18 protein-coding genes are annotated in these 18,517 nt (G+C 64.4%); 9 read left to right on the top strand and 9 right to left on the bottom strand.

The window, feature by feature from the left end; all coding sequences use genetic code 11:
* Positions 1 to 95: 95 nt before the first annotated feature.
* Both QDT69_RS06935 and QDT69_RS06930 read right to left on the bottom strand, forming a co-directional pair.
* Complete coding sequence (locus tag QDT69_RS06935; protein ID WP_279705868.1) at positions 96 to 1,016, bottom strand: sigma-70 family RNA polymerase sigma factor; 921 nt, start codon at positions 1,014 to 1,016, stop codon at positions 96 to 98.
* Positions 1,013 to 1,771: an SDR family NAD(P)-dependent oxidoreductase gene (locus QDT69_RS06930; protein ID WP_279705867.1), complete on the bottom strand. Its 759-nt coding sequence runs from the start codon at positions 1,769 to 1,771 to the stop codon at positions 1,013 to 1,015. Before QDT69_RS06930 ends, QDT69_RS06935 begins: the two co-directional genes overlap by 4 nt.
* Before the next feature lie 165 nt (positions 1,772 to 1,936).
* Here QDT69_RS06930 and QDT69_RS06925 point away from each other — a divergent pair, with 165 nt between their 5' ends.
* Positions 1,937 to 5,149, top strand: coding sequence for a hypothetical protein (locus QDT69_RS06925; RefSeq protein WP_279705866.1), 3,213 nt, complete (start codon positions 1,937 to 1,939; stop codon positions 5,147 to 5,149).
* Between the two features lie 97 nt (positions 5,150 to 5,246).
* Here the strand turns inward: QDT69_RS06925 and QDT69_RS06920 are convergent, their stop codons facing one another.
* Together QDT69_RS06920 and QDT69_RS06915 are read right to left on the bottom strand one after the other, a co-directional pair.
* Positions 5,247 to 7,100 carry a KUP/HAK/KT family potassium transporter gene (locus QDT69_RS06920; RefSeq protein WP_279706187.1) on the bottom strand — a complete coding sequence of 618 codons (1,854 nt, stop codon included), beginning with the start codon at positions 7,098 to 7,100 and terminating at the stop codon, positions 5,247 to 5,249.
* A 248-nt stretch (positions 7,101 to 7,348) separates the two neighbouring features.
* On the bottom strand, positions 7,349 to 7,606 hold the full coding sequence (locus QDT69_RS06915) for a hypothetical protein (RefSeq protein WP_279705865.1): 258 nt from the start codon (positions 7,604 to 7,606) through the stop codon (positions 7,349 to 7,351).
* Between the two features lie 267 nt (positions 7,607 to 7,873).
* Here QDT69_RS06915 and coaD point away from each other — a divergent pair, with 267 nt between their 5' ends.
* The 5 genes from coaD (at position 7,874) to queA (ending at position 11,059) form a co-directional block, all read left to right on the top strand.
* Positions 7,874 to 8,371 (top strand): pantetheine-phosphate adenylyltransferase, encoded by a 498-nt coding sequence (gene coaD / locus QDT69_RS06910; RefSeq protein WP_279705864.1) that lies wholly within the window; start codon positions 7,874 to 7,876, stop codon positions 8,369 to 8,371.
* Positions 8,372 to 8,419: 48 nt separating this feature from the next.
* Complete coding sequence (locus QDT69_RS06905) at positions 8,420 to 8,983, top strand: peptidylprolyl isomerase (RefSeq protein WP_279705863.1); 564 nt, start codon at positions 8,420 to 8,422, stop codon at positions 8,981 to 8,983.
* A gap of 6 nt (positions 8,984 to 8,989) precedes the next feature.
* Positions 8,990 to 9,430, top strand: a complete 441-nt coding sequence (locus QDT69_RS06900; RefSeq protein ID WP_279705862.1) for a hypothetical protein — start codon at positions 8,990 to 8,992, stop codon at positions 9,428 to 9,430.
* Positions 9,406 to 9,870, top strand: a complete 465-nt coding sequence (locus QDT69_RS06895; RefSeq protein ID WP_021081268.1) for a peptidylprolyl isomerase — start codon at positions 9,406 to 9,408, stop codon at positions 9,868 to 9,870. Before QDT69_RS06900 ends, QDT69_RS06895 begins: the two co-directional genes overlap by 25 nt.
* Before the next feature lie 112 nt (positions 9,871 to 9,982).
* Positions 9,983 to 11,059 (top strand): tRNA preQ1(34) S-adenosylmethionine ribosyltransferase-isomerase QueA, encoded by a 1,077-nt coding sequence (gene queA, locus QDT69_RS06890; RefSeq protein WP_279705861.1) that lies wholly within the window; start codon positions 9,983 to 9,985, stop codon positions 11,057 to 11,059.
* A gap of 133 nt (positions 11,060 to 11,192) precedes the next feature.
* On the opposite strand, the gene QDT69_RS06885 is transcribed toward queA, so the two are convergent.
* From QDT69_RS06885 to QDT69_RS06870, 4 genes are all read right to left on the bottom strand, one after another.
* Positions 11,193 to 12,218, bottom strand: a complete 1,026-nt coding sequence (locus QDT69_RS06885; protein ID WP_279705860.1) for an aspartate-semialdehyde dehydrogenase — start codon at positions 12,216 to 12,218, stop codon at positions 11,193 to 11,195.
* Between the two features lie 283 nt (positions 12,219 to 12,501).
* The gene (locus QDT69_RS06880; protein ID WP_279705859.1) at positions 12,502 to 13,131 is read right to left on the bottom strand and encodes a PepSY domain-containing protein; all 630 of its coding nucleotides are present in this window, start codon (positions 13,129 to 13,131) and stop codon (positions 12,502 to 12,504) included.
* A 280-nt stretch (positions 13,132 to 13,411) separates the two neighbouring features.
* A complete protein-coding gene (locus QDT69_RS06875; RefSeq protein ID WP_279705858.1) occupies positions 13,412 to 14,173 on the bottom strand; it encodes a TetR/AcrR family transcriptional regulator in 762 nt (253 codons plus the stop codon).
* Between the two features lie 96 nt (positions 14,174 to 14,269).
* Positions 14,270 to 15,370: a patatin-like phospholipase family protein gene (locus tag QDT69_RS06870; RefSeq protein ID WP_279706186.1), complete on the bottom strand. Its 1,101-nt coding sequence runs from the start codon at positions 15,368 to 15,370 to the stop codon at positions 14,270 to 14,272.
* 282 nt (positions 15,371 to 15,652) lie between these two features.
* On the opposite strand from QDT69_RS06870, the gene tgt reads away from it, so the two are divergent.
* Positions 15,653 to 16,786: a tRNA guanosine(34) transglycosylase Tgt gene (tgt, locus tag QDT69_RS06865; RefSeq protein WP_279705857.1), complete on the top strand. Its 1,134-nt coding sequence runs from the start codon at positions 15,653 to 15,655 to the stop codon at positions 16,784 to 16,786.
* A gap of 10 nt (positions 16,787 to 16,796) precedes the next feature.
* On the opposite strand, the gene QDT69_RS06860 is transcribed toward tgt, so the two are convergent.
* Positions 16,797 to 17,018 carry an inorganic pyrophosphatase gene (locus tag QDT69_RS06860; RefSeq protein ID WP_021081277.1) on the bottom strand — a complete coding sequence of 74 codons (222 nt, stop codon included), beginning with the start codon at positions 17,016 to 17,018 and terminating at the stop codon, positions 16,797 to 16,799.
* Between the two features lie 240 nt (positions 17,019 to 17,258).
* Between QDT69_RS06860 and cysK the strand changes: the two genes are divergently transcribed.
* Together cysK and QDT69_RS06850 are read left to right on the top strand one after the other, a co-directional pair.
* Positions 17,259 to 18,233 carry a cysteine synthase A gene (cysK, locus tag QDT69_RS06855; RefSeq protein ID WP_050424496.1) on the top strand — a complete coding sequence of 325 codons (975 nt, stop codon included), beginning with the start codon at positions 17,259 to 17,261 and terminating at the stop codon, positions 18,231 to 18,233.
* A gap of 17 nt (positions 18,234 to 18,250) precedes the next feature.
* A complete protein-coding gene (locus QDT69_RS06850; protein ID WP_029082626.1) occupies positions 18,251 to 18,490 on the top strand; it encodes a BrnA antitoxin family protein in 240 nt (79 codons plus the stop codon).
* Positions 18,491 to 18,517: the final 27 nt, after the last annotated feature.

Below are 18,517 nucleotides of genomic sequence, written 5' to 3'. Positions count from 1 at the left end.
GCTCCGCCCCGGAGCAATTGGGTCCGGTTACATTGCGTCTCGGTTTATCTGTAGCGGCACGCCGCGAACGATAGTCGGCCGGGACGCGCCGTTCTCTACGATTGCGTTCGATTGCTCGTTGAGAAGATGAGCTCGGCGTCCGCCATGATATAGCGGACGTACCGGTAGTCGCGGATGAACGTAATTTCGTCGTCGCGCCATTCGAGCCACATGAAGTAGCTCGGCTTGCTATCGATGCTGTCTTCGAACACCGCAATGACCTCGCGGCCCTCCAACCAGGCGGGCGCCAGCCGTACCCGGTCCATTTTCCCGTAGATGCTGAAGAACATCCCAACGTCCGTCCGTCCTGTCCGGACGGCGTGAGCCGATTGATTGAGCTTCACATCATCCGCGAGCATCGCGCGCAGCCCGTCCCAATCCTTCTGGTTGAACAGGGTGACATACCGCATGACCGCTGCGGAGGGCGATCTGACGTCCGGCGGCCGGGATGCGGCCGCGTTGATCTCGCGAAGACGCGCACGCCCCCGCGCGAGATGCGCCTTCACGGAATCGACGCTGAGATCGAGCAGTGCGGCGATGTCGGCGAGTGGCTCATCGAGGACGTCCTTCAGGATGATCACGCTACGTTGCAGAATCGGCAGCTCCGCAAAGCGCGATACCGCTGTCCGCACCGCTTCCTGATGCATCAACTGCTCCACGGGATCAGGGCTTGCTCCGTCGACAACGTTGTACGCCGCCTCGATCGGCTCGGCCGCGCGGATGGCCTTGCTGCGCAAGACATCCAATGCCCGGTTATGAGCGATACGGAACAGCCACGCGCGAAGTTGGGGCAATTCGGCCATTGTTTCCAGGGCGACGAAGGCCTTGGCGAAGGTGTCCTGTACGACGTCCTCGCCCTCGATCACCGAGCCCATCAGGCGCGAACAATAGCGGTGAAGCTCGGGCCGCAATTCCTCGGCGAGTGCGAGAAGCGCGGCCCACCGATTGGTGCTCGAATGGTCTTCGCCGCTGGTCAAGCTGCCGCTCCCTCCATGACGGTCACGCCGGCATCGCCGTTGAGTCCGAACACGATGCCGTCGGCGTATTGCGGGTCCTTCAGAATCGAGATCACCAGATCACCAAATTTCCGCGGAGGCATGGGTGCGCCGAAGCGCGCGACGAACTGCTCGGGCGTAATCCCCATCGAACCCGCATAGGCACCAGCCGCGGAATCGCCAATCCCGGTCCCCAGGATCATCTGCCGCGGCACAATGGCTCGAAAACGGATACCGAGATTCAACTCCTGCGAAACACCGTTGGCGTACTTGGCCATGAACCATAGCATTCGCTTCGAGCCGCCGTAACCGCCCGACATCTGCGATCCGGTCACCGCGGCACCGCTTGATCCCACGAGAACCGTGCTGCCCGGCTTCATGGGGAGATTGAGCGCTGCCTGAAGCCAGAACAGGCCTGCCTTGACGTCGGTTTCCCAGGCGGCGGAAAAATCCTCCCAGCTCAATCGATCCAGCCGGCCCATCCGCGGCGTGACGCCCGCGTTGAGCGCGAGAATATCCGGCTTGATTTCGGAGAGGATGCGATTGGCGGCGGCGCGATCGGTCACGTCAGCCGGGATCGTCGTGACGCCGAGCCGGTCGCGGACGGCCTTGAGCGAGTCCGTTCCACGTGCAACGACCGTGACGTTTGCGCCCTCGGCAACAAGCGCTTCAACCAGGCCGAGGCCGAGACCGCGGCTCCCACCGGTGACGACGGCGACTTTTTTCTCGAGGCTCATCTGTTGGCTCCCATGTCCGTGTGAAGCCAAGACGATCGAGGCCACCGAAAAGAGTCAGGCTCTGACCTTGGTCCGAAGCCGGCACGATCCGATCAGTGTTTCCCGGCTCTTCGAGCCCCGGCGCCTGGTCGATCGAAATCGCCAGCCGCGGCCTTAGCTGAAGAGGTGGGTCGCCTGACATCGGTCTTCCGAGAGCCGCTCGGTAACCCCGACGGCGCGAACCGAGATCAGGCATCTCGCCATTTGCCGCGGCATCTGATAGTTGACTGTCATTGCCTCTACGGTCTAGATGGCAGGTACAGGTGCATGGCGCTCATAATATTATCTAACGCGGTACAGACTTATTCAATTCTGGGAAGTCCGACACTGATCGCCGCCAATGGCGGCCCTGCCTGGCAGACGACGATCTCGGCTTCACCCACGCTGGTGCAGAGTTACACGGTCTCGACAAACGCCATCGCCGGCGTGCTTCTGATCCCCGACCCGGAATATGTCGACCACCTCAATGAGGCCGGGGCCAACGGGGTCTTTACGCTCCTCAAATACACGCCGTTCGGCTCGATCCAGGGCAGCCCTATCACGGTCACGCTCGAAGTCGGCGCATTTGCCTATTACAACAACTTGATCGCCGAGAACGTCCAATTCGTATCGACGTTGAACGCCTACATCGCGAACGGCTACAGCGTTCAGAACACCTTCGATGCGATCGAGCCGTTGGTCAATGCGCTGCTACAACCCAACGGGCAGTCGCCGCTCGCGATCGGCTCGCAGCTCGCCAACGACGCAACCGAGTTGGCGAATGCAGGTTTCTCGGTGCTTGGCTCCGAAGTTCAGGCGTTGTCGCAGATTGCCACTGAATGGGACACGCCGGTCTATTTCCTCAACGGCCAGCCGGTTTCTGCGGGCGCGATCGATTTTGGCATCGTGCAACTCGCCATCAACGGCGCAAGCACGACCTGGGCCGTCAACGGAGCGTCCGGGGGCGTCACGGTCAGCGGCTTTACTGCCGTCAGCCGCTGGTCGGGCGATCCCTCGACAGGCGGACACGGGTACTACAACATCCTTGACGCCGACACCTACGGATCACTGAGCGTTTCCTCGTTCGGTTTCGCGCACGCCGGCAGCATGCCGCTGGCGACCCTGGTGTCCAGCGGAGCCGCGTCCGCGAGCGGCACGGTCACGCTCTACAATATCTGGGAGACCGGGAGCGGCGGAGCGAAAGTCACGGTCAACGGGGCAGTCCAGCCGAACGGCGTAACGGTAGGCCTGACGGCGGCACAATTGGCGCAGGCCACTTACTTTGCGGGATCCGGTAGCGATACGTTCTGGGTCCAGTATGTCTACGGAAGCGTCACGGGCTCCTGGCAGGCCATTCAGACCACCGCCCCGATCGACACGCCCAGTGTCGTGGGTCTCGGCCAGACCGCTGCTCACAACCAAATCTTCAACGTGCAGTCGTTGTTCAACTATAGCGACTCGCTGGGCAGTGCCGCCACCGAATATGATGTCTGGAATACCGGATCCAACGGCGGCTATTTCCAGCTGGGCTCGCTTGCGCCCTATGCAGGTGGCCAAGACATCATCATCAATGCGAGCCAGCTCGCGAGCCTGACGTACAAGGCCGGCTCCGGCTCCGACACGCTCTGGGTCCGCGCGTTCGACGGCTATGTGTGGAGCGCGTGGTCAAATCCCTTCACGGTGGCCAGCCCGATCGATACCGGACCGGTGGAGGCAGTCGCGTCCATACAGGCCGCGCACGGCCAGAGCTTCGCAGCCAGCGCGCTGTTCACCTACAGCGATCCGTTCGGGATCGCCGCCACGCAGTATGACTTCTGGGACAGCGGCACCGGTGGCGGACATTTCGTTCTGAACGGCGTGACGCTCAACGCCAACACGGACAACATCATCACGGCCGCACAGCTCTCGCAGCTGGTCTATCAGTCGGGTTCCGGCGCGGATACGCTATGGGTCCGTGCCAATGATGGGACCGTGTGGGGGAGCTGGTCGTCCGCGTTCACGGTGACTGCTCCGTTCGACAGCGGTCCGGTCGAGACCGTCGCCAACCATACGGCTGCTCATGCCCAGAGCTATGCAGCGTCGTGGCTGTTCACCTACAGCGATCCCCTCGGCAGTGCCGCGGTCCAATACGACGTCTGGGATAGCGGCGTTCCCGGCGGCCATTTCTCGCTCAACGGCGTCGCGCTTCAGGCTGGCCGGGACAACTACATCTCGGCCGCCCAACTCTCGTCGCTCTCCTATCAGGCCGGATCGGGTACCGATACGCTCTGGATCCGGGCAAATGATGGGACCGTCTGGGGCGCCTGGTCGAACGCCTTCACAATCTCGGCCCCGGTCGATCCCGGCCCCGTCGAGATCGTGCAGAATCAGACCGCGACACACGGGCAAAGCTACGCCGCGTCGTCGCTGTTCACCTACAGCGATCCGTTCGGAAGCGCGGCGACCCAGTATGACGTGTGGGACACCGGCGGCGGTGGCGGGCATTTCGTCTTCAATGGGCAGGCACTCCAGCCCAACGGCGACAATATTTTCTCCGCTGCACAGCTTCCGTACCTGACCTACCAATCGGGATCGGGAGCCGACACGCTTTGGGTGCGCGCCAATGACGGGACGGTTTGGGGCGCATGGTCCAGTGCGTTCACGGTCACCGCGCCGATCGATACCGGACCGGTCGTCACGCCGGTCAACCTGACGGTGACGTCCATCCAGGGGCAGATCTATCCCGGCTCGGTGCTCTTCAACTATTCCGATCCGTTCGGCAGCGCGGCTACGCAGTATGATGTGTGGAACGCCGGAGCTGGCGGCGGCACGTTCCTCCTCAATGGGCTGGCATTGGCGCCGAACCAGGACAACTATGTGTCGGCGTCCCAGCTCTCGCAGCTGACCTACCGGGTCGGTTCGAGCAGCGACACGCTCTGGATTCGAGCGTTCGATGGCACGGTCTGGGGAAACTGGTCGAGCGCGTTCACGGTTCAGGATCCGCCGATCATCACGACCGGACAGACACTCGATCTTCCCTCCGCAAGCTCTGCCGATCTTTCCTTTGCATCGGATAGCGGCACACTGAAGCTGGACAGTTCCCGGACGTTCACCGGGACGGTTGCGGGAATGACCGGCAAGGACGCCATCGATTTCGCGGACATCGCGTTTTCGAAGGCGGTCGTGCCGGGCTATTCGGGCGACAGCTCGGGCGGGACGCTCAGTCTGACCGACGGCACCCATGCTGCGAACATCGCGCTGCTGGGCAACTACATGGCGTCAACCTTCGTCGCTTCCAGCGACGGCCATGGCGGTACGCTCGTGGTGAGTCAGCCCGCGGTCAGCCCAATGGTGCTCGCGGCTCCGCCGCATCTTGCATGACCGCTTGCCGGCAGCCGGCTACAATCAACGCCGGCTCGCCTTGCAGGCCGTAGCCGGGATGTAGCGCAGCAACATCCCGGCCACGACGTTCGTGAGATCAAATCTCGATCTCGGTGCCGAACTCCACCACCTGGCCGGTCGGCACGCCGAAGAAGGCCGCCGAGCGCTCGGCGTTGCGTTGCAGGAAGGCGAACAGCGATTCCCGCCACACCCACATGCCCGGAACATCCTCGCGCGGGATGATGGTCTCGCGGCCGATGTAATAGGTCACGTCGGAGAGGTCGATGCCGGGCAGCTTGCCCTGCCGACAGGCGAGCTGCAGTCCCTCATAGATCGTCGGGTACTGCATGAAGCCGTAGTGCAGGAGGATCCTTGTGATGCCCGGGCTGATCTCGTGCACGTCGGCGCGTTCCTCGTCGGGAATCCTCGGCCGCTCCTCGATCTGCACGGTGACCAGCAGCACGCGCTCGTGCAGCACGTGGTTGTGCTTGACGAATTGCGTCAGCGCGAGCGGCACGCCATTGGGTGCCGAGGCCAGGAACACAGCGGTGCCGGGCAGGCGGGCGCTGCATTTGTTGACCGCGGTCTCGATTAGATCCTCTTCGGGCTGGCGCAGCTTGGCGCGTGCCTTCTCGACCAGCTTCACGCCGCCGCGCCAGGTCATCATCAGGAACGCCACGGCAGCTGCGAGCAGCAGCGGGAACCAGCCGCCTTCGAACAGTTTCTCGGTGTTTGCCGCAAAGAAGATCGCGTCGATGATGAAGAAGAAGCCGTTCACCGCGATCACGAGGATTGGCGAATAGCCCCACTGGATCGCGACCAGCGCCGCGAGCAGTGTGGTGATCGCCATCAGCAACGACACCGCAATGCCGTAGGCGCCGGCGAGGGCGTCCGAGGTGCCAAAGGCCAGCACCGCGCCGAGCGTTGCCGCGGCAAGCAGCCAGTTCACCAGCGGCACGTAGATCTGACCGATCGCATCGCTCGTGGTGTGCTCGATATGCATGCGCGGCAGGAAGCCGAGCTGGATCGACTGCTGGGTCAGCGAGAACACGCCGGAGATGATGGCCTGCGAGGCGATCACGGTGGCGATGGTCGCGAGCAACACCAGCGGGTAATGCGCCCAGTCGGGGGCGAGCTGGAAGAACGGATTGTCGATCGAATTCGGGTCGTTGATCAGTTCGCCGGCCTGGCCGAAATAATTCAGCACCAGCGCGGGCAGGCAGACCGCGAACCAGGCGAGCCGGATCGGAAAGCGGCCGAAATGCCCCATGTCGGCATACATCGCTTCACCGCCGGTGACGGCGAGGAACGCCGCGCCGAGGATGGCGAAGCTGACGTGAAAATCCTGGTGGATCAGGAAATCGAATGCATAGAACGGGCTCAGCGCGACCAGCACGCCGGGCGCCTTGACGATGCCGTGAATGCCGAGCGCCGCGAGCACGGCGAACCAGAACAGCATCACAGGGCCGAAGATCTTGCCGATGAAGCCCGTGCCCTGCTTCTGCATGAAGAACAGACCGATCAGGATGATGACGGTGAGCGGCACCACCGCCGGCGTCAGCGAGGGCGCGTCGACCTTGAGGCCTTCGATCGCCGACAGCACCGAAATGGCCGGCGTGATCGCGCCGTCGCCATAGAGCAGGGCGGCGCCGATGAGGCCGACGACCAGCAGATGCGAGCGCCAGGTGCCGGGCGCCGCGTTGCGTGCGGAGAGCAACGCCAGCAGCGCGACGATGCCGCCTTCGCCGCGGTTGTCAGCGCGCAGGATCAGCATCGCGTATTTGACCGATATGATCAGGATCAGCGCCCACAGGATCAGCGAGACCGTGCCCAGCACTGCGCTGTGGGTGAGCGGCCCGCCATGGGCGGCAGCCTTGGCGGCTTCCTTCAAGGCGTAGAGGGGGCTGGTGCCGATGTCGCCGTAGACGACGCCCAAGGCACCCAATGTGATGGCAACCGGGATCGGGCTGGATGGAGGATGGCCAGAAGAAACGATAGTGGGTGTACTGGTCACGGCAATCCCCCGATGGCTTGCGCCCGCCGGATCATCCGGACGGGCGCGTTAGACGATAGTCTGCGACGGGACGTCGCAAATTACCATGGGATTTGCGTGACAGCCTGACCTTACGCGAGGCTGAACGATTGCTTGGGCGCGCTGTCCGTGCGCGAACCGGTATCCATCTCGTCTGGAAGTTTCTTCTACGGGGTGCGGTCGGCAGTGACGAGCCGGGCCTCGCGGACCACCGTCTTGTTGCCGGCGCTGCGCAGGCAGGAGGCTTCGAAATTCGGCCAGGCCTGCTGCGAGCAGTCCTTGCCGACCGGGTGGATGTCGAGACGGTCGCTCTTGGCCAGCGGCTGCGGGGTGGAGGCTTCGACCTGCGGCGCAAAGCCCGGCAGAACGGTGAGCGCGGCGGCAATGAACGCGGCAACGGTGATAGCGGAAAGTGCCTTGATCATGACGGTCCCCATATGAACGAGCCCCCCGGGCCCGTCGTTTCGTTGTCCAATGTCTACCGGCCGCACGTTTCCTGGCGTCTTCGCCAGGATGGAAAATGGTTTCATCGCGGGCCGGTTTTGTTTCGTCCGCCAGCGGCCGACGAAACATTCACCCTCGTAGACGCTGGCATCCCAGAACTCGTTCAGTGGGCCAGTGGAAATTTATTTCGCGCCATGGACGGAACCCGGGCGGCTTGCCGGGGCGAGCCGGGCGGGTTAGGAGGGACCATGTCCCGTATCGCGCTCTATCCCGGCTCCTTCGATCCCGTCACCAACGGCCATCTCGACGTGGTCCGGCAGGCCGTCGGCCTGTGCGACCGCCTGGTCGTTGCCGTCGCCATCCATGCCGGCAAAAAGCCGCTGTTTTCGACCGAAGAGCGGCTCGACATGCTCCGCGAGGTGTGCGGCCCGATCGCCCAGAATGCGGGCTGCGCCTTCGATTGCACCACCTACGACAATCTGACGGTGACGGCGGCGCGCAAGCTCGGCGCGACCATCATGATTCGCGGCCTGCGCGACGGCACCGATCTCGACTACGAGATGCAGCTCGCCGGCATGAACGAGGCCATGGCGCCCGAGGTGCATACCGTGTTCGTTCCGGCGTCGGTCGCGGTCCGCCCGATCACCGCCACACTGGTGCGCCAAATCGCCCAGATGGGCGGCGACTACTCTGCATTCGTGCCGTCATCAGTCGCCGCTAGCCTGAAGGCCAAGTTCGCCGGCTGATCCCGGCGGCCCGCCACACCCCGAACGTTACAGAGATCCGGAGTTTCCATGATCCGCATTCTTGCATTCGTTGCCGCGCTGCTCTGCGTCGTGCCCGCGGTCGCGCAGCCGCTGCCCGCCAATCTCGACAAGGCCAATGCGATCGTGATCGACACCACCAAGGGCCGCATCGTCATCAAGCTGCGCACCGACATCGCGCCGAAGCACGCCGAGCGCATCAAGCAGCTGGCGCGCGAGGGCTTCTACAACAACGTGCCGTTCCATCGCGTGATGGACGGCTTCATGGCGCAGACCGGCGACGGCCAGAACTTCAACGGCACCGGCGGCTCGAAATATCCGAACCTGAAGCAGGAATTCTCGCAGGTGCCGTTCAAGCGCGGCATCGTCGGCATGGCCCGGCGCGGCGACAGCGTCGACAGCGCCAATTCGCAGTTCTTCATCATGTTCGCCGATGGCTCGAGCCTGAACGGGCAATACACCGTGATCGGCGAGGTGGTTTCGGGCATGGACGTGGTCGACAAGCTGAAGAAGGCCTCGGCCGGCTCTCCCGGCGGCGCCGTCACCGATCCCGACAAGATGGTGAAGGTGCAGGTCGCATCCGACATCAAGTGATCCGCGATGGCGGCGCGCAGCAAACCACTTGCCTGGTTCGCCGCGCCGCTGGCGGTGTGGCTCGCGCTGTCCGGACCGGCGGCAGCCGAGCCGGAGCAACTCAACACGATCAGGGACGTTGTTCTTGCCATCCATCGCTGCTGGCGGCCGCCGCCGCCGGACAAGGCAGGCCCGATCGACATTACCGTCATTGTCAGCTTCAACCGTGAGGGCGCGATCCTCGGGCATCCCAGGATCAGCTATGAATCGCAGGAAGCGACCGACAACGACCGGATTGCATACCGGGTCGCGGTGATGGAGGCGTTGCAACGCTGCACGCCGATGCCATTTACCGAGAGCCTGGGCGGCGCAGTGGCTGGCCGCCCATTCGCGATCCCGTTCAGGAATAAGAAATATCCACCCCGAAGCCAGGAGAAGCGAGCATGGCTGCTACCGAAAATACTCTGATCCTCGAAACCACCCAGGGCCCGGTCACGATCGAGATGCGTCCGGATCTCGCGCCCGGCCACGTCGCACGGATCAAGGAGCTGGTGCGCGAAGGCTTCTACGACGGCATCGTGTTCCACCGCGTGATCGACGGCTTCATGGCGCAGACCGGCTGTCCGCAGGGCACCGGCATGGGCGGCTCCGGCAAGAAGCTGAAGGCCGAGTTCAACAAGGAGCCGCATGTCCGCGGTACCGCCTCCATGGCCCGCGCCGCCAACCCGGATTCCGGCGACAGCCAGTTCTTCATCTGCTTCGACGACGCCTCCTTCCTCAACGGCCAGTACACGGTCTGGGGCAAGGTCACCGAGGGCATGGAGAACGTCGACAAGATCAAGCGCGGCGAGCCGGTGCAGAACCCGGACAAGATCGTCAAGGCGCGCATGGCCGCCGACGCGGCGTAAGCCGAGCACTCCGTCATTCCGGGGCGATGCGCAGCATCGAACCCGGAATCTCGAGATTCCGGGTCACGCTTCGCGTGCCCGGAATGACGTACCGTGAGGCGCAGCGAGCCCCATGCGCACCGAACTCTTCGACTTCGAACTGCCGCCCGAAAGCATCGCGCTTCGCCCCGCGAGCCCGCGCGATTCCGCGCGGATGCTGGTGGTGCATCCGGACGGCGTGCTGCGCGACGCCAGCATTGCGGACCTGCCGCACTGGCTGGAGCCTGGCGATCAGATTGTCGTCAACGACACCAAGGTGATCGCGGCGCAGCTCAAGGGCCGCCGGATCGGGCGCGAGACCGAGCCGAAGATCGAGGCGACCTTGATCAAGCGGCTCGACGGCTCGCGCTGGCAGGCGCTGGTGAAGCCGGCGAAGAAGCTTAGCCCCGGCGACACCATCCGCTTCGGCAATGAGGGCAAGGTCTGCCTGCTCGGCAATCTCGATGCAGAGGTCGAGGCCAAGGGGCAGGAGGGCGAGGTGACGCTGTCATTCTCGTTCCATGGCCCGGTGCTCGATCAGGCCATCGCCGATGTCGGCGCCACGCCGCTGCCGCCCTATATCGCCTCCAAGCGCACGCCCGACGACCAGGACGTCAGCGACTACCAGACCATGTTCGCCGCCAATGAAGGTGCAGTCGCAGCACCCACCGCGGGACTGCATTTCACGCCGGCGCTGGAGGCCGCGCTGAAGAGCCGCGGTGTCGCGCTGCATCGCCTGACGCTGCATGTCGGGGCCGGGACGTTCCTGCCGGTCAAGACCGAGGAGACCTCGGAGCACAAGATGCATGCCGAATGGGGCTGCATCACCGCCGAGACTGCGTCCGCCTTGAATGCCGCGCGGGCAAATGGCGGCCGGATCGTCGCGATCGGCACCACGTCACTACGCCTGCTGGAAAGTGCCACGACACCGGACGGCGAGGTCCAGCCGTTCGCCGCGGAAACCTCGATCTTCATCACGCCGGGCTACCGCTTCCGCGCGGTCGATATCCTGCTGACCAATTTCCACCTGCCACGCTCGACGCTGTTCATGCTGGTCTCGGCCTTCTCCGGCCTCGAGACCATGCAAGGCGCGTATGCGCACGCGATTCGGGACGGCTACCGGTTCTATTCGTATGGCGATGCGTGTTTGTTGTTTCGGGCAAAGAGTTAGACCTGCAAGCACAGACATTTCACCGTCACCCTGAGGAGGCCGCGCAGCGGCCGTCTCGAAGGGCGACGGCCCGACTGGGGCCGTGCATCCTTCGAGACGCGCTTCGCGCTCCTCAGGATGACGGGTTTTGCATTCACGCCATCGCGCGTTCGGGCAGCAACTCGGCGATCTGCACCGCGTTCAGCGCGGCGCCCTTGAGCAGCTGGTCGGCCGCCACGAACATCGAGATCGAGTGCCCCGAGGGATCGCTGAGATCCTTGCGGATGCGGCCGACCAGCACGTCGTCCTGGCCGGAAGCGTCGATCGGCATCGGGAAGTAGTTCTTGGCGCGATCGTCGACGATCTTGACGCCCGGCGCTTGCGCCATGATGGCGCGGACCTGGTCCTCGGTGATCGGCTTCTCGCACTCGAAGGTGATCGCCTCGCAATGCGCGCGCAGCACCGGCACCCGCACGCAGGTGACGCCGATCGCGATCTTCTCGTCCTCGAAGATCTTGCGGGTCTCCTTGATGACCTTGGTCTCCTCGTCGTTGTAGCCGGTCTCCGGATCGACCGCGGTGTTGTGGTTGAACAGGTTGAAGGCGTAGGGGTGCGGCATCACCTTCGGGGTGTAGACCTGTCCGTTGAGATTGGCGCGGGTCGATTCGACCAGCTCCTCCATCGCAGCGGCGCCCGCGCCGCTGGCGGCCTGGTAGGTGGAGATGATCACGCGCTTGATGCGGTTCTTCTGGTGGATCGGCCACAGCGGCACCAGCGCGGTGATGGCCGCGCAGTTCGGGTTGGCGATGATGCCCTTGTGGTCGCGGATGCGGTTGGCGTTGATCTCGGGGATCACCAGCGGCACGTTCGGATCCATGCGGAACGCCGAGGAGTTGTCGACCACGACGGCACCGGACTTCACCGCCACCGGCGCGAACTTCTTCGAGATGCCACTGCCCGCCGAGAACAGCGCGATGTCGACGCCCTCGAAGGCGCGCTCGGTCAGCTCCTCGATCACGACCGGCTGGCCGCGGAAGCTGACGGTCTTGCCGGCCGAGCGGGCGCTCGCCAGCGCCTTCAGCTTGCCGACGCGGAAGCCGCGCTTGTCCATGGTGGCGATGAATTCGGCGCCGACTGCGCCGGTGACGCCGACAATCGCGACGACGGGATCGTTACTCACTTTGTCCTCCGTTTGAGATGTGCTGCAGACAACAAAAAAGCCCCGGACCTTTATCAGGCGGGGCTTCGGGTGAAGATGATGCGGTTCGACCGACTACGCGCGCACGCCTCCCGAGGCCCCGGAGGGCTTGGTGGTTTTGGTGGTGCGTTTGGTCGCGGTGATCATGGTGCCGACTTATGCGGGACGGAACGGCGTCCGTCAACGGCTTTTGGGCGAAAATCTGGCAAGAGAAAACCTGGCAAGAGAAAACCTCGCAAGGGAAAACCTGGCGCCGTCGCCGGTCTCAGCGCCTCCGTGCGCCCGGCGGTTCGAGGATGACCTCTTTCAGATCACTGCCGGCGAGCACCACGATGACGAAATTGAGCTTGCCGCGTTCGCGCATCAGGCCGCCGCTGATCGCCTTGCCCGAGGTGGTGTGTTCGGCAACCCGCACCGCATCGGCGAGGCGATGGCGGAGCGCGCGGAGCACGGCGAGGTTGTCACGGTCTTCGGCACCAAGGGATGCCAGTGACGAAGGCGCCTCGCCACCGATCACTTCGCCGGTCGAGGCGTCAATCGAATGCTGCCAGATGCGGTCCCGCTGCATGGTCTTGACCCGGTAGACCGCGGGCTCCGTCGCGCCGTCGAAGCTGACATCGGCGGTGATCGCGCCGGCGTGCAGCGCCTCCGCGATCGCCATCGCCTTGCGCAGCGTGATCTGGGCGGACTGGAAGCTGTCGAGCTCGCGGCGTACCGCGTGCATGTCGAACGCGCTGTCATTGTCGGGCGGAGTGAGAGCTGCGGCGGCCGAGCCGGTGACCGCATGGGCCGGCGACGCCAAGGGCAGGCTCAAGGGCAGGGCCAGCAGCACGGTCGCAAGCAGCCCCGTTCCGAATGCCCAACGCCGCAGTGCCTGTAGTCGTCCCGTCGTCATGGTCGCATCCGTCGCGTCGAACCGCCGCCCAGGCAGAGAAGATGCGGCCGACCTCCGTTAGTCAGAGGTCGGCCGCCGAACGTTCAGACGAAGCGATGGCGGCTGCTCCGTCGTGACGGTCGAAGTTTACAAGGCGACACAAAACCGTTGGGGGCTGAACTTGGTTCCGCGTCTCTTTGCAACTAAACAATACGGTTTCGTTCTGTTTATTCAAGGCCACCCGCCATCAAAGACTGCTCACGATAACGTGCGAGGCGATAGGACGATCCTGCTGAAGTCGTCAGCGGGCCGGCCGGCGGCGCGCCTTGGTGGCGTCCTTGGCCGTGTCGCGCAGGCGGTCCCGAGGCCCGACGGCGCCGGACAGGAACAGCCGGATCGAGACCTCCATCCGCGTCTCGGCCGCCTTCATGTCGATCGGAATGCCGAATGTCGCCATCCGGTGGGTGTGGCCGACCACCATGTTGAGGAAGGTCTCGGCCGCAATCGTCGTGTCCTCGAGATCGAGCACGCCCTTGTCGGCCAGATGGTCGAAGAAATCAGCGGTCGTGGACACGGCTTTCGACCAGCCCTCGTCGACGGCGAGCTTGGCGACCTCGGGGAAATTGATCGCCTGCGCGGTCAGGATCCGGCTGAAGGCAATCGAGTCCGCGCTGCAATTCAGCACCAAGAGCTGGCGGCCGAGCTCGATCAGCCGTTCCTCGGCCGAGCCGTCGCAGTTGCCGTCGCCCTGCGCTTCGGCTGCTGCGGCGGCGAGCGGAGCGAGCCAGCGGGCAATTTCGCGCCGGAGCACCGCCGTGAACAGGCCGCGCTTGTCGCCATACTGGCCGTACACGGTGGGTTTGCTGACGCGGGCGGCCTCGGCCACCGCGTCGATCGACGTCGCATCAAAGCCGCGCTCGAGGAACAGGCGGGTGGCGACCTCGATCAGCCGCTGGTCGCGCTCGATCGCAGCGTCCCGGGTCGGCCGGCCGCCGCGTGACTTGATCACGCCGCGTTTGGCCGCCTTGTTGGCCGCCTTGGCCTTGGTAGCCGTCAATCCCATTTGCCCATTCATCTCGTTGTGCGTCGGACGGGTTCGTCCGGTCTATAACCCGCGCGGTGCGGATTCGTCCATTCGGCGGTACCGGGGGCAGGCCGCTCAGGGCGGCGTCGCGGTCCAGGCCTGCCCGGCGGCGGCCTTGTCGTAGCCGTACTGGTAGAGCGCGCGCATATAGGCCGTGTCGAAGCCCTGGGTTTCCGGGGCCGGGTAGTCGCGCTCGATATAGGACAGATGGAAGCCGAGGCGGTTGCGCCGGGCGAAATCATAGGTCGAGAGAATGACGGAGCGGGTCTGCGCCTGCGTGATCGCGGAAATGCTGCGCGAGGCGACGTCGATCGTCGAGTTCGACACCAGCTCGAAATTGCCCTCGAGCTTCTTGTTGACGAGGATGTAGATGTTCATGCGGCCATTGGCGGGCCAGGCACGCTCGCGGAACATCAATGCGTCCGGCAGCGTCAGCACCGGCGCGGTCACGCCGCCGTCGACATGCATCTCCTGGAAGCGCCGGCCCTGGCCCTCGGCATCGATCATGATCGGCGGAAACACCAGCGGGATGCTGGCGGAGGCGGCCATCACGTCGCGAAACAGCTGCAGCGCCTCGGGCGTGCCGACGGCGGCGATCCGTCCCATGTCCCAGATCACCGTGCGCTGGGTGTCGAGATCGGTGGTGACGATCAGGAGCTTGCGGCCCTTGGCGTTCTCGCGCGCCACCTCGCTCAGGAGGTCCTCGCCGACGTAGCGTGCCACCAGCTCGCGCAGCCGCTTGTTGCCGAACAGGCCGGAGCCGAACAGCACCCGCATCAGGCTCGGGTCCTGCAGCAGGCTTTCGGCGATGCCTGACGTGTAGACCTCCTTCAGCGTGTCGTCGTAGCGCGAGCCGAGGAACGCAAACGGCGCAATCAGGCCGCCGGTGCTGACGCCGGAGACGACCGAGAAGCTCGGACGGTTGCCGGCTGCGGTCCAGCCGTTGAGCACACCCACGCCATAGGCGCCGTCGGCGCCGCCGCCGGAGAGCGCGAGATAGGTCTTGATCGGAGCGATTTTGTCCTTCTCGAGCTTGAACTTCGATGCCGGCTCGTCGGCATAACGGCGCAGGCCGTCGAGATCGAGCACCCGCGAATTGACGGCGTCGGCAGCCGTGTAGGGCGTCCGCGGCAGCGAGCTGCAGGCGGTAAGCGTCAACGCGAGCCCGCACAGCATGGCCGCTTGCCGCATCGCATGGGCGGCTGTCGTCCGTTGGCGGACGCCGTCAGGCCGGGCGCTGAAGAGGGAGAACATCTCGGTCTGGTTTCGCGCGGATTGCAGTCGCGGCGGGGAGGTCCGTCGCCTTATTGTTGACATAAAACGATACGGTTTCGTTTTGTTTAATGGAGGTTCCGTTCCGGGGCAAGCGTCCGTCCGCCGGTTCGCGTTCACGAAGTCGCGCGGAAGCCGTTATCGGACGGGTTGATCGGGCTTCAGTGACACGCAATAAGCAGCCGCATGAATCTTCCCAATCATTTCGAGCTGCTGGCAACCGACGGCGCCGCCCGCACCGGACGCCTGACCACGCCGCATGGTCCCGTCCGGACGCCGGCATTCATGCCGGTCGGCACCGCGGGCGCGATGAAGGGCATGCATTGGCGCGAGGTGCGCGATGCCGGCGCCGATATCGTGCTCGGCAACACCTATCACCTGATGCTGCGGCCGGGCGCCGAGCGGATCGCGGGGCTTGGCGGGCTGCAGCGCTTCACCGGCTGGGGCGGTCCGATGCTGACGGATTCCGGCGGCTTCCAGGTGATGTCGCTCTCGGAGCTGCGCAAGGTGACCGAGAAGGCCGTGACCTTCCGCTCGCATATCGACGGCGCCAAGGTCGAGCTCTCGCCGGAACGCTCGATCGAGGTGCAGCGGCTGCTCGGCTCCGACATCACGATGCAGATGGATGAATGCGTGCGGCTGCCGGCCGAGCGCACCGACGTCGAGCGCGCGATGCAGCTCTCGCTGCGCTGGGCCGAACGCTCCAAGCGCGCCTTCGAGCGCGCGCCCGACGGCTACATGCTGTTCGGCATCGTGCAGGGCGGCGATATCCCCGATCTCCGTCACACCAGCGCGCGCTCCCTGACGGACATCGGCTTTCACGGCTACGCGATCGGCGGGCTGGCGGTCGGCGAGCCGCAGGCGGTGATGCTGGCGATGATCGAGGAGACCGCACCGGCGCTCCCGGTCGATCGGCCACGCTATCTGATGGGAGTCGGCACGCCGGAGGACATTCTGGAGGCGGTGGCACGCGGGGTCGACATGTTCGATTGTGTGATGCCGACACGGAACGGGCGCCACGGCATGGCGTTCACCCGGTTCGGACAGATCAATCTGCGTAACGCCCGTCACATCGACGATCCGCGTCCGCTCGACGAGGAGAGCCCGTGGCCGGCGGCACGCGATTATTCGCGCGCCTATCTGCACCATCTGGTGCGGGCAGGCGAAACCCTTGGGGCAATGCTGCTGTCCGAAATCAACGTCGCCTATTACCAGGAACTGATGCAGGGCATCCGCGACGCGGTGGCCAACGGCACGTTCGAGGATTTCAGAACGAAAACGCGCGCCGGTTGGGCGCGCGGTGACATCGCTCCGAGATGAGCTTGTATGATCAGTTGCACACGATCGGGATTGGTTTGACCGAGTGCTTGGTCACGAATCCGTAACCGCAATTGTCGCAGGTCCAGAGATAGCTGATCAGATTGTCGAACAGGTACGCGGACGCTTCCGCCGCGACCATTGAGTCAGCACATACCGGACAAGTCGGCAAATCGCTGCCGCGCGGATCGGGTCTGGACGCGACGGTCGACCGAACTTCAGCAAGTGCTGGCATGTGCGCCTCCCTTTGCGTTCTGAGCTGCACCTGACGAAAGTATATAAGCCCATTTGTTTGACCTTGTCGCAACACAAATGCGTAGCTTTTACGTTATTTGTGCGGGTTCTGATTTTTGCGATGCAGCGAAGATGCAACGAATGTGCGTCGCAGCGGTTTCTCACTTGCGCGTCATGACGCGCTGCTCCAAATGAGGGAAGACCGCTTATTCCCAGCACATCCCGCAACAGGAGCCGCCTGATGGACGCGCCGTCGACAACGAGTGCAGTGCAACCCGGACGCGGCCGCGTCTTTGACTCGATCGTCGATGCGATCGGCTCGACGCCGATCGTGCGGCTGCAGAGATTGCCGCAGGCGAACGGTGTCAACGCGACGATCCTTGCCAAGCTGGAATACTTCAATCCGGCGGCGAGCGTGAAGGACCGCATCGGGGCGGCGATGATCGTGGCAATGGAGAAGGCCGGCATCATCAACGCCGACACCGTGCTGATCGAGCCGACCTCAGGCAACACCGGAATTGCGCTGGCCTATGTCGCGGCATCGCGCGGCTATCGGTTGAAGCTCGTGATGCCGGAGTCGATGTCGATCGAGCGGCGGCGGATGCTGGCCTTCCTCGGCGCGGAGATCGTGCTGACCCCGGCGGCGCAGGGCATGAAGGGCTCGATCGCGACCGCCGAAGAACTCGTGCGCACGACACCCAACGCGGTCATGCCGCAGCAGTTCAAGAACCTCGCCAATCCGGAAATCCATCGCCGCACCACCGCGGAGGAGATCTGGAACGACACCGGCGGCAACATCGATTACTTCGTCGCCGGCGTCGGCACCGGCGGCACCATCACCGGCGTCGGGCAGGTGCTGAAGCCGCGCAAGCCGTCGTTGCGGATCGTCGCCGTGGAGCCGGAGGAGAGCCCGGTGCTGTCGGGCGGTCAGCACACACCGCACAAGATCCAGGGCATCGGAGCTGGCTTCATTCCCGACATCCTCGACCGCTCCGTGATCGACGAGATCGTCAAGATCAACAGCGCGACGGCGATCGAGACCGCGCGCGCGCTGGCGCGCAATGAAGGCATCCCCGGCGGTATTTCGTCGGGCGCCGCGATCGCGGCCGCCTTGCAGATCGGCAAGCGGCCGGAAGCTGCGGGCAAGACCATCCTGGCGATTGTGCCGTCATTCTCGGAGCGCTATCTCTCCACGGTGTTGTTTGAAGGAATCTGAGACACAGGATCCAAGATATGGCCGATCAGCCGAGGCGCCCGCGAACCCTGAACGATGCCCGTAGCGAAGCCGAGGCGGCGTTCAAACGCGCCACCACCAAGGTCGCTGACGCGGTGCCAAAGACCGTGGCCGTCCCCGGTGTCCGGGAGCAGGTCACGCTGCGGATCGATCAGGACGTGCTGCAGTACTTCCAGGAAGGCGGTCCCGGCTGGCAGGACCGCATCAACGCGGCGCTGCGCAAGGCCGCCGGCAAGTAACGCGCGTCGCAAGCAAAGGAGCCCGGA

The sequence above is a fragment of the Bradyrhizobium sp. CER78 genome (assembly GCF_029846235.1).
Lineage (GTDB): Bacteria > Pseudomonadota > Alphaproteobacteria > Rhizobiales > Xanthobacteraceae > Bradyrhizobium.
This window is presented reverse-complemented; position numbering and strand designations above follow the sequence as displayed.

Bases quoted from the DNA above. Each gene is read 5' to 3' on its own strand.
- QDT69_RS06930 (WP_279705867.1), bottom strand. From the start codon at position 1,771: ATGAGCCTCGAGAAAAAAGTCGCCGTCGTCACCGGTGGGAGCCGCGGT.
- QDT69_RS06915 (WP_279705865.1), bottom strand. From the start codon at position 7,606: ATGATCAAGGCACTTTCCGCTATCACCGTTGCCGCGTTCATTGCCGCC.
- coaD (WP_279705864.1), top strand. From the start codon at position 7,874: ATGTCCCGTATCGCGCTCTATCCCGGCTCCTTCGATCCCGTCACCAAC.
- QDT69_RS06905 (WP_279705863.1), top strand. From the start codon at position 8,420: ATGATCCGCATTCTTGCATTCGTTGCCGCGCTGCTCTGCGTCGTGCCC.
- QDT69_RS06900 (WP_279705862.1), top strand. From the start codon at position 8,990: ATGGCGGCGCGCAGCAAACCACTTGCCTGGTTCGCCGCGCCGCTGGCG.
- QDT69_RS06895 (WP_021081268.1), top strand. From the start codon at position 9,406: ATGGCTGCTACCGAAAATACTCTGATCCTCGAAACCACCCAGGGCCCG.
- queA (WP_279705861.1), top strand. From the start codon at position 9,983: ATGCGCACCGAACTCTTCGACTTCGAACTGCCGCCCGAAAGCATCGCG.
- QDT69_RS06880 (WP_279705859.1), bottom strand. From the start codon at position 13,131: ATGACGACGGGACGACTACAGGCACTGCGGCGTTGGGCATTCGGAACG.
- QDT69_RS06875 (WP_279705858.1), bottom strand. From the start codon at position 14,173: ATGGGATTGACGGCTACCAAGGCCAAGGCGGCCAACAAGGCGGCCAAA.
- QDT69_RS06870 (WP_279706186.1), bottom strand. From the start codon at position 15,370: ATGCTGTGCGGGCTCGCGTTGACGCTTACCGCCTGCAGCTCGCTGCCG.
- tgt (WP_279705857.1), top strand. From the start codon at position 15,653: ATGAATCTTCCCAATCATTTCGAGCTGCTGGCAACCGACGGCGCCGCC.
- QDT69_RS06860 (WP_021081277.1), bottom strand. From the start codon at position 17,018: ATGCCAGCACTTGCTGAAGTTCGGTCGACCGTCGCGTCCAGACCCGAT.
- cysK (WP_050424496.1), top strand. From the start codon at position 17,259: ATGGACGCGCCGTCGACAACGAGTGCAGTGCAACCCGGACGCGGCCGC.
- QDT69_RS06850 (WP_029082626.1), top strand. From the start codon at position 18,251: ATGGCCGATCAGCCGAGGCGCCCGCGAACCCTGAACGATGCCCGTAGC.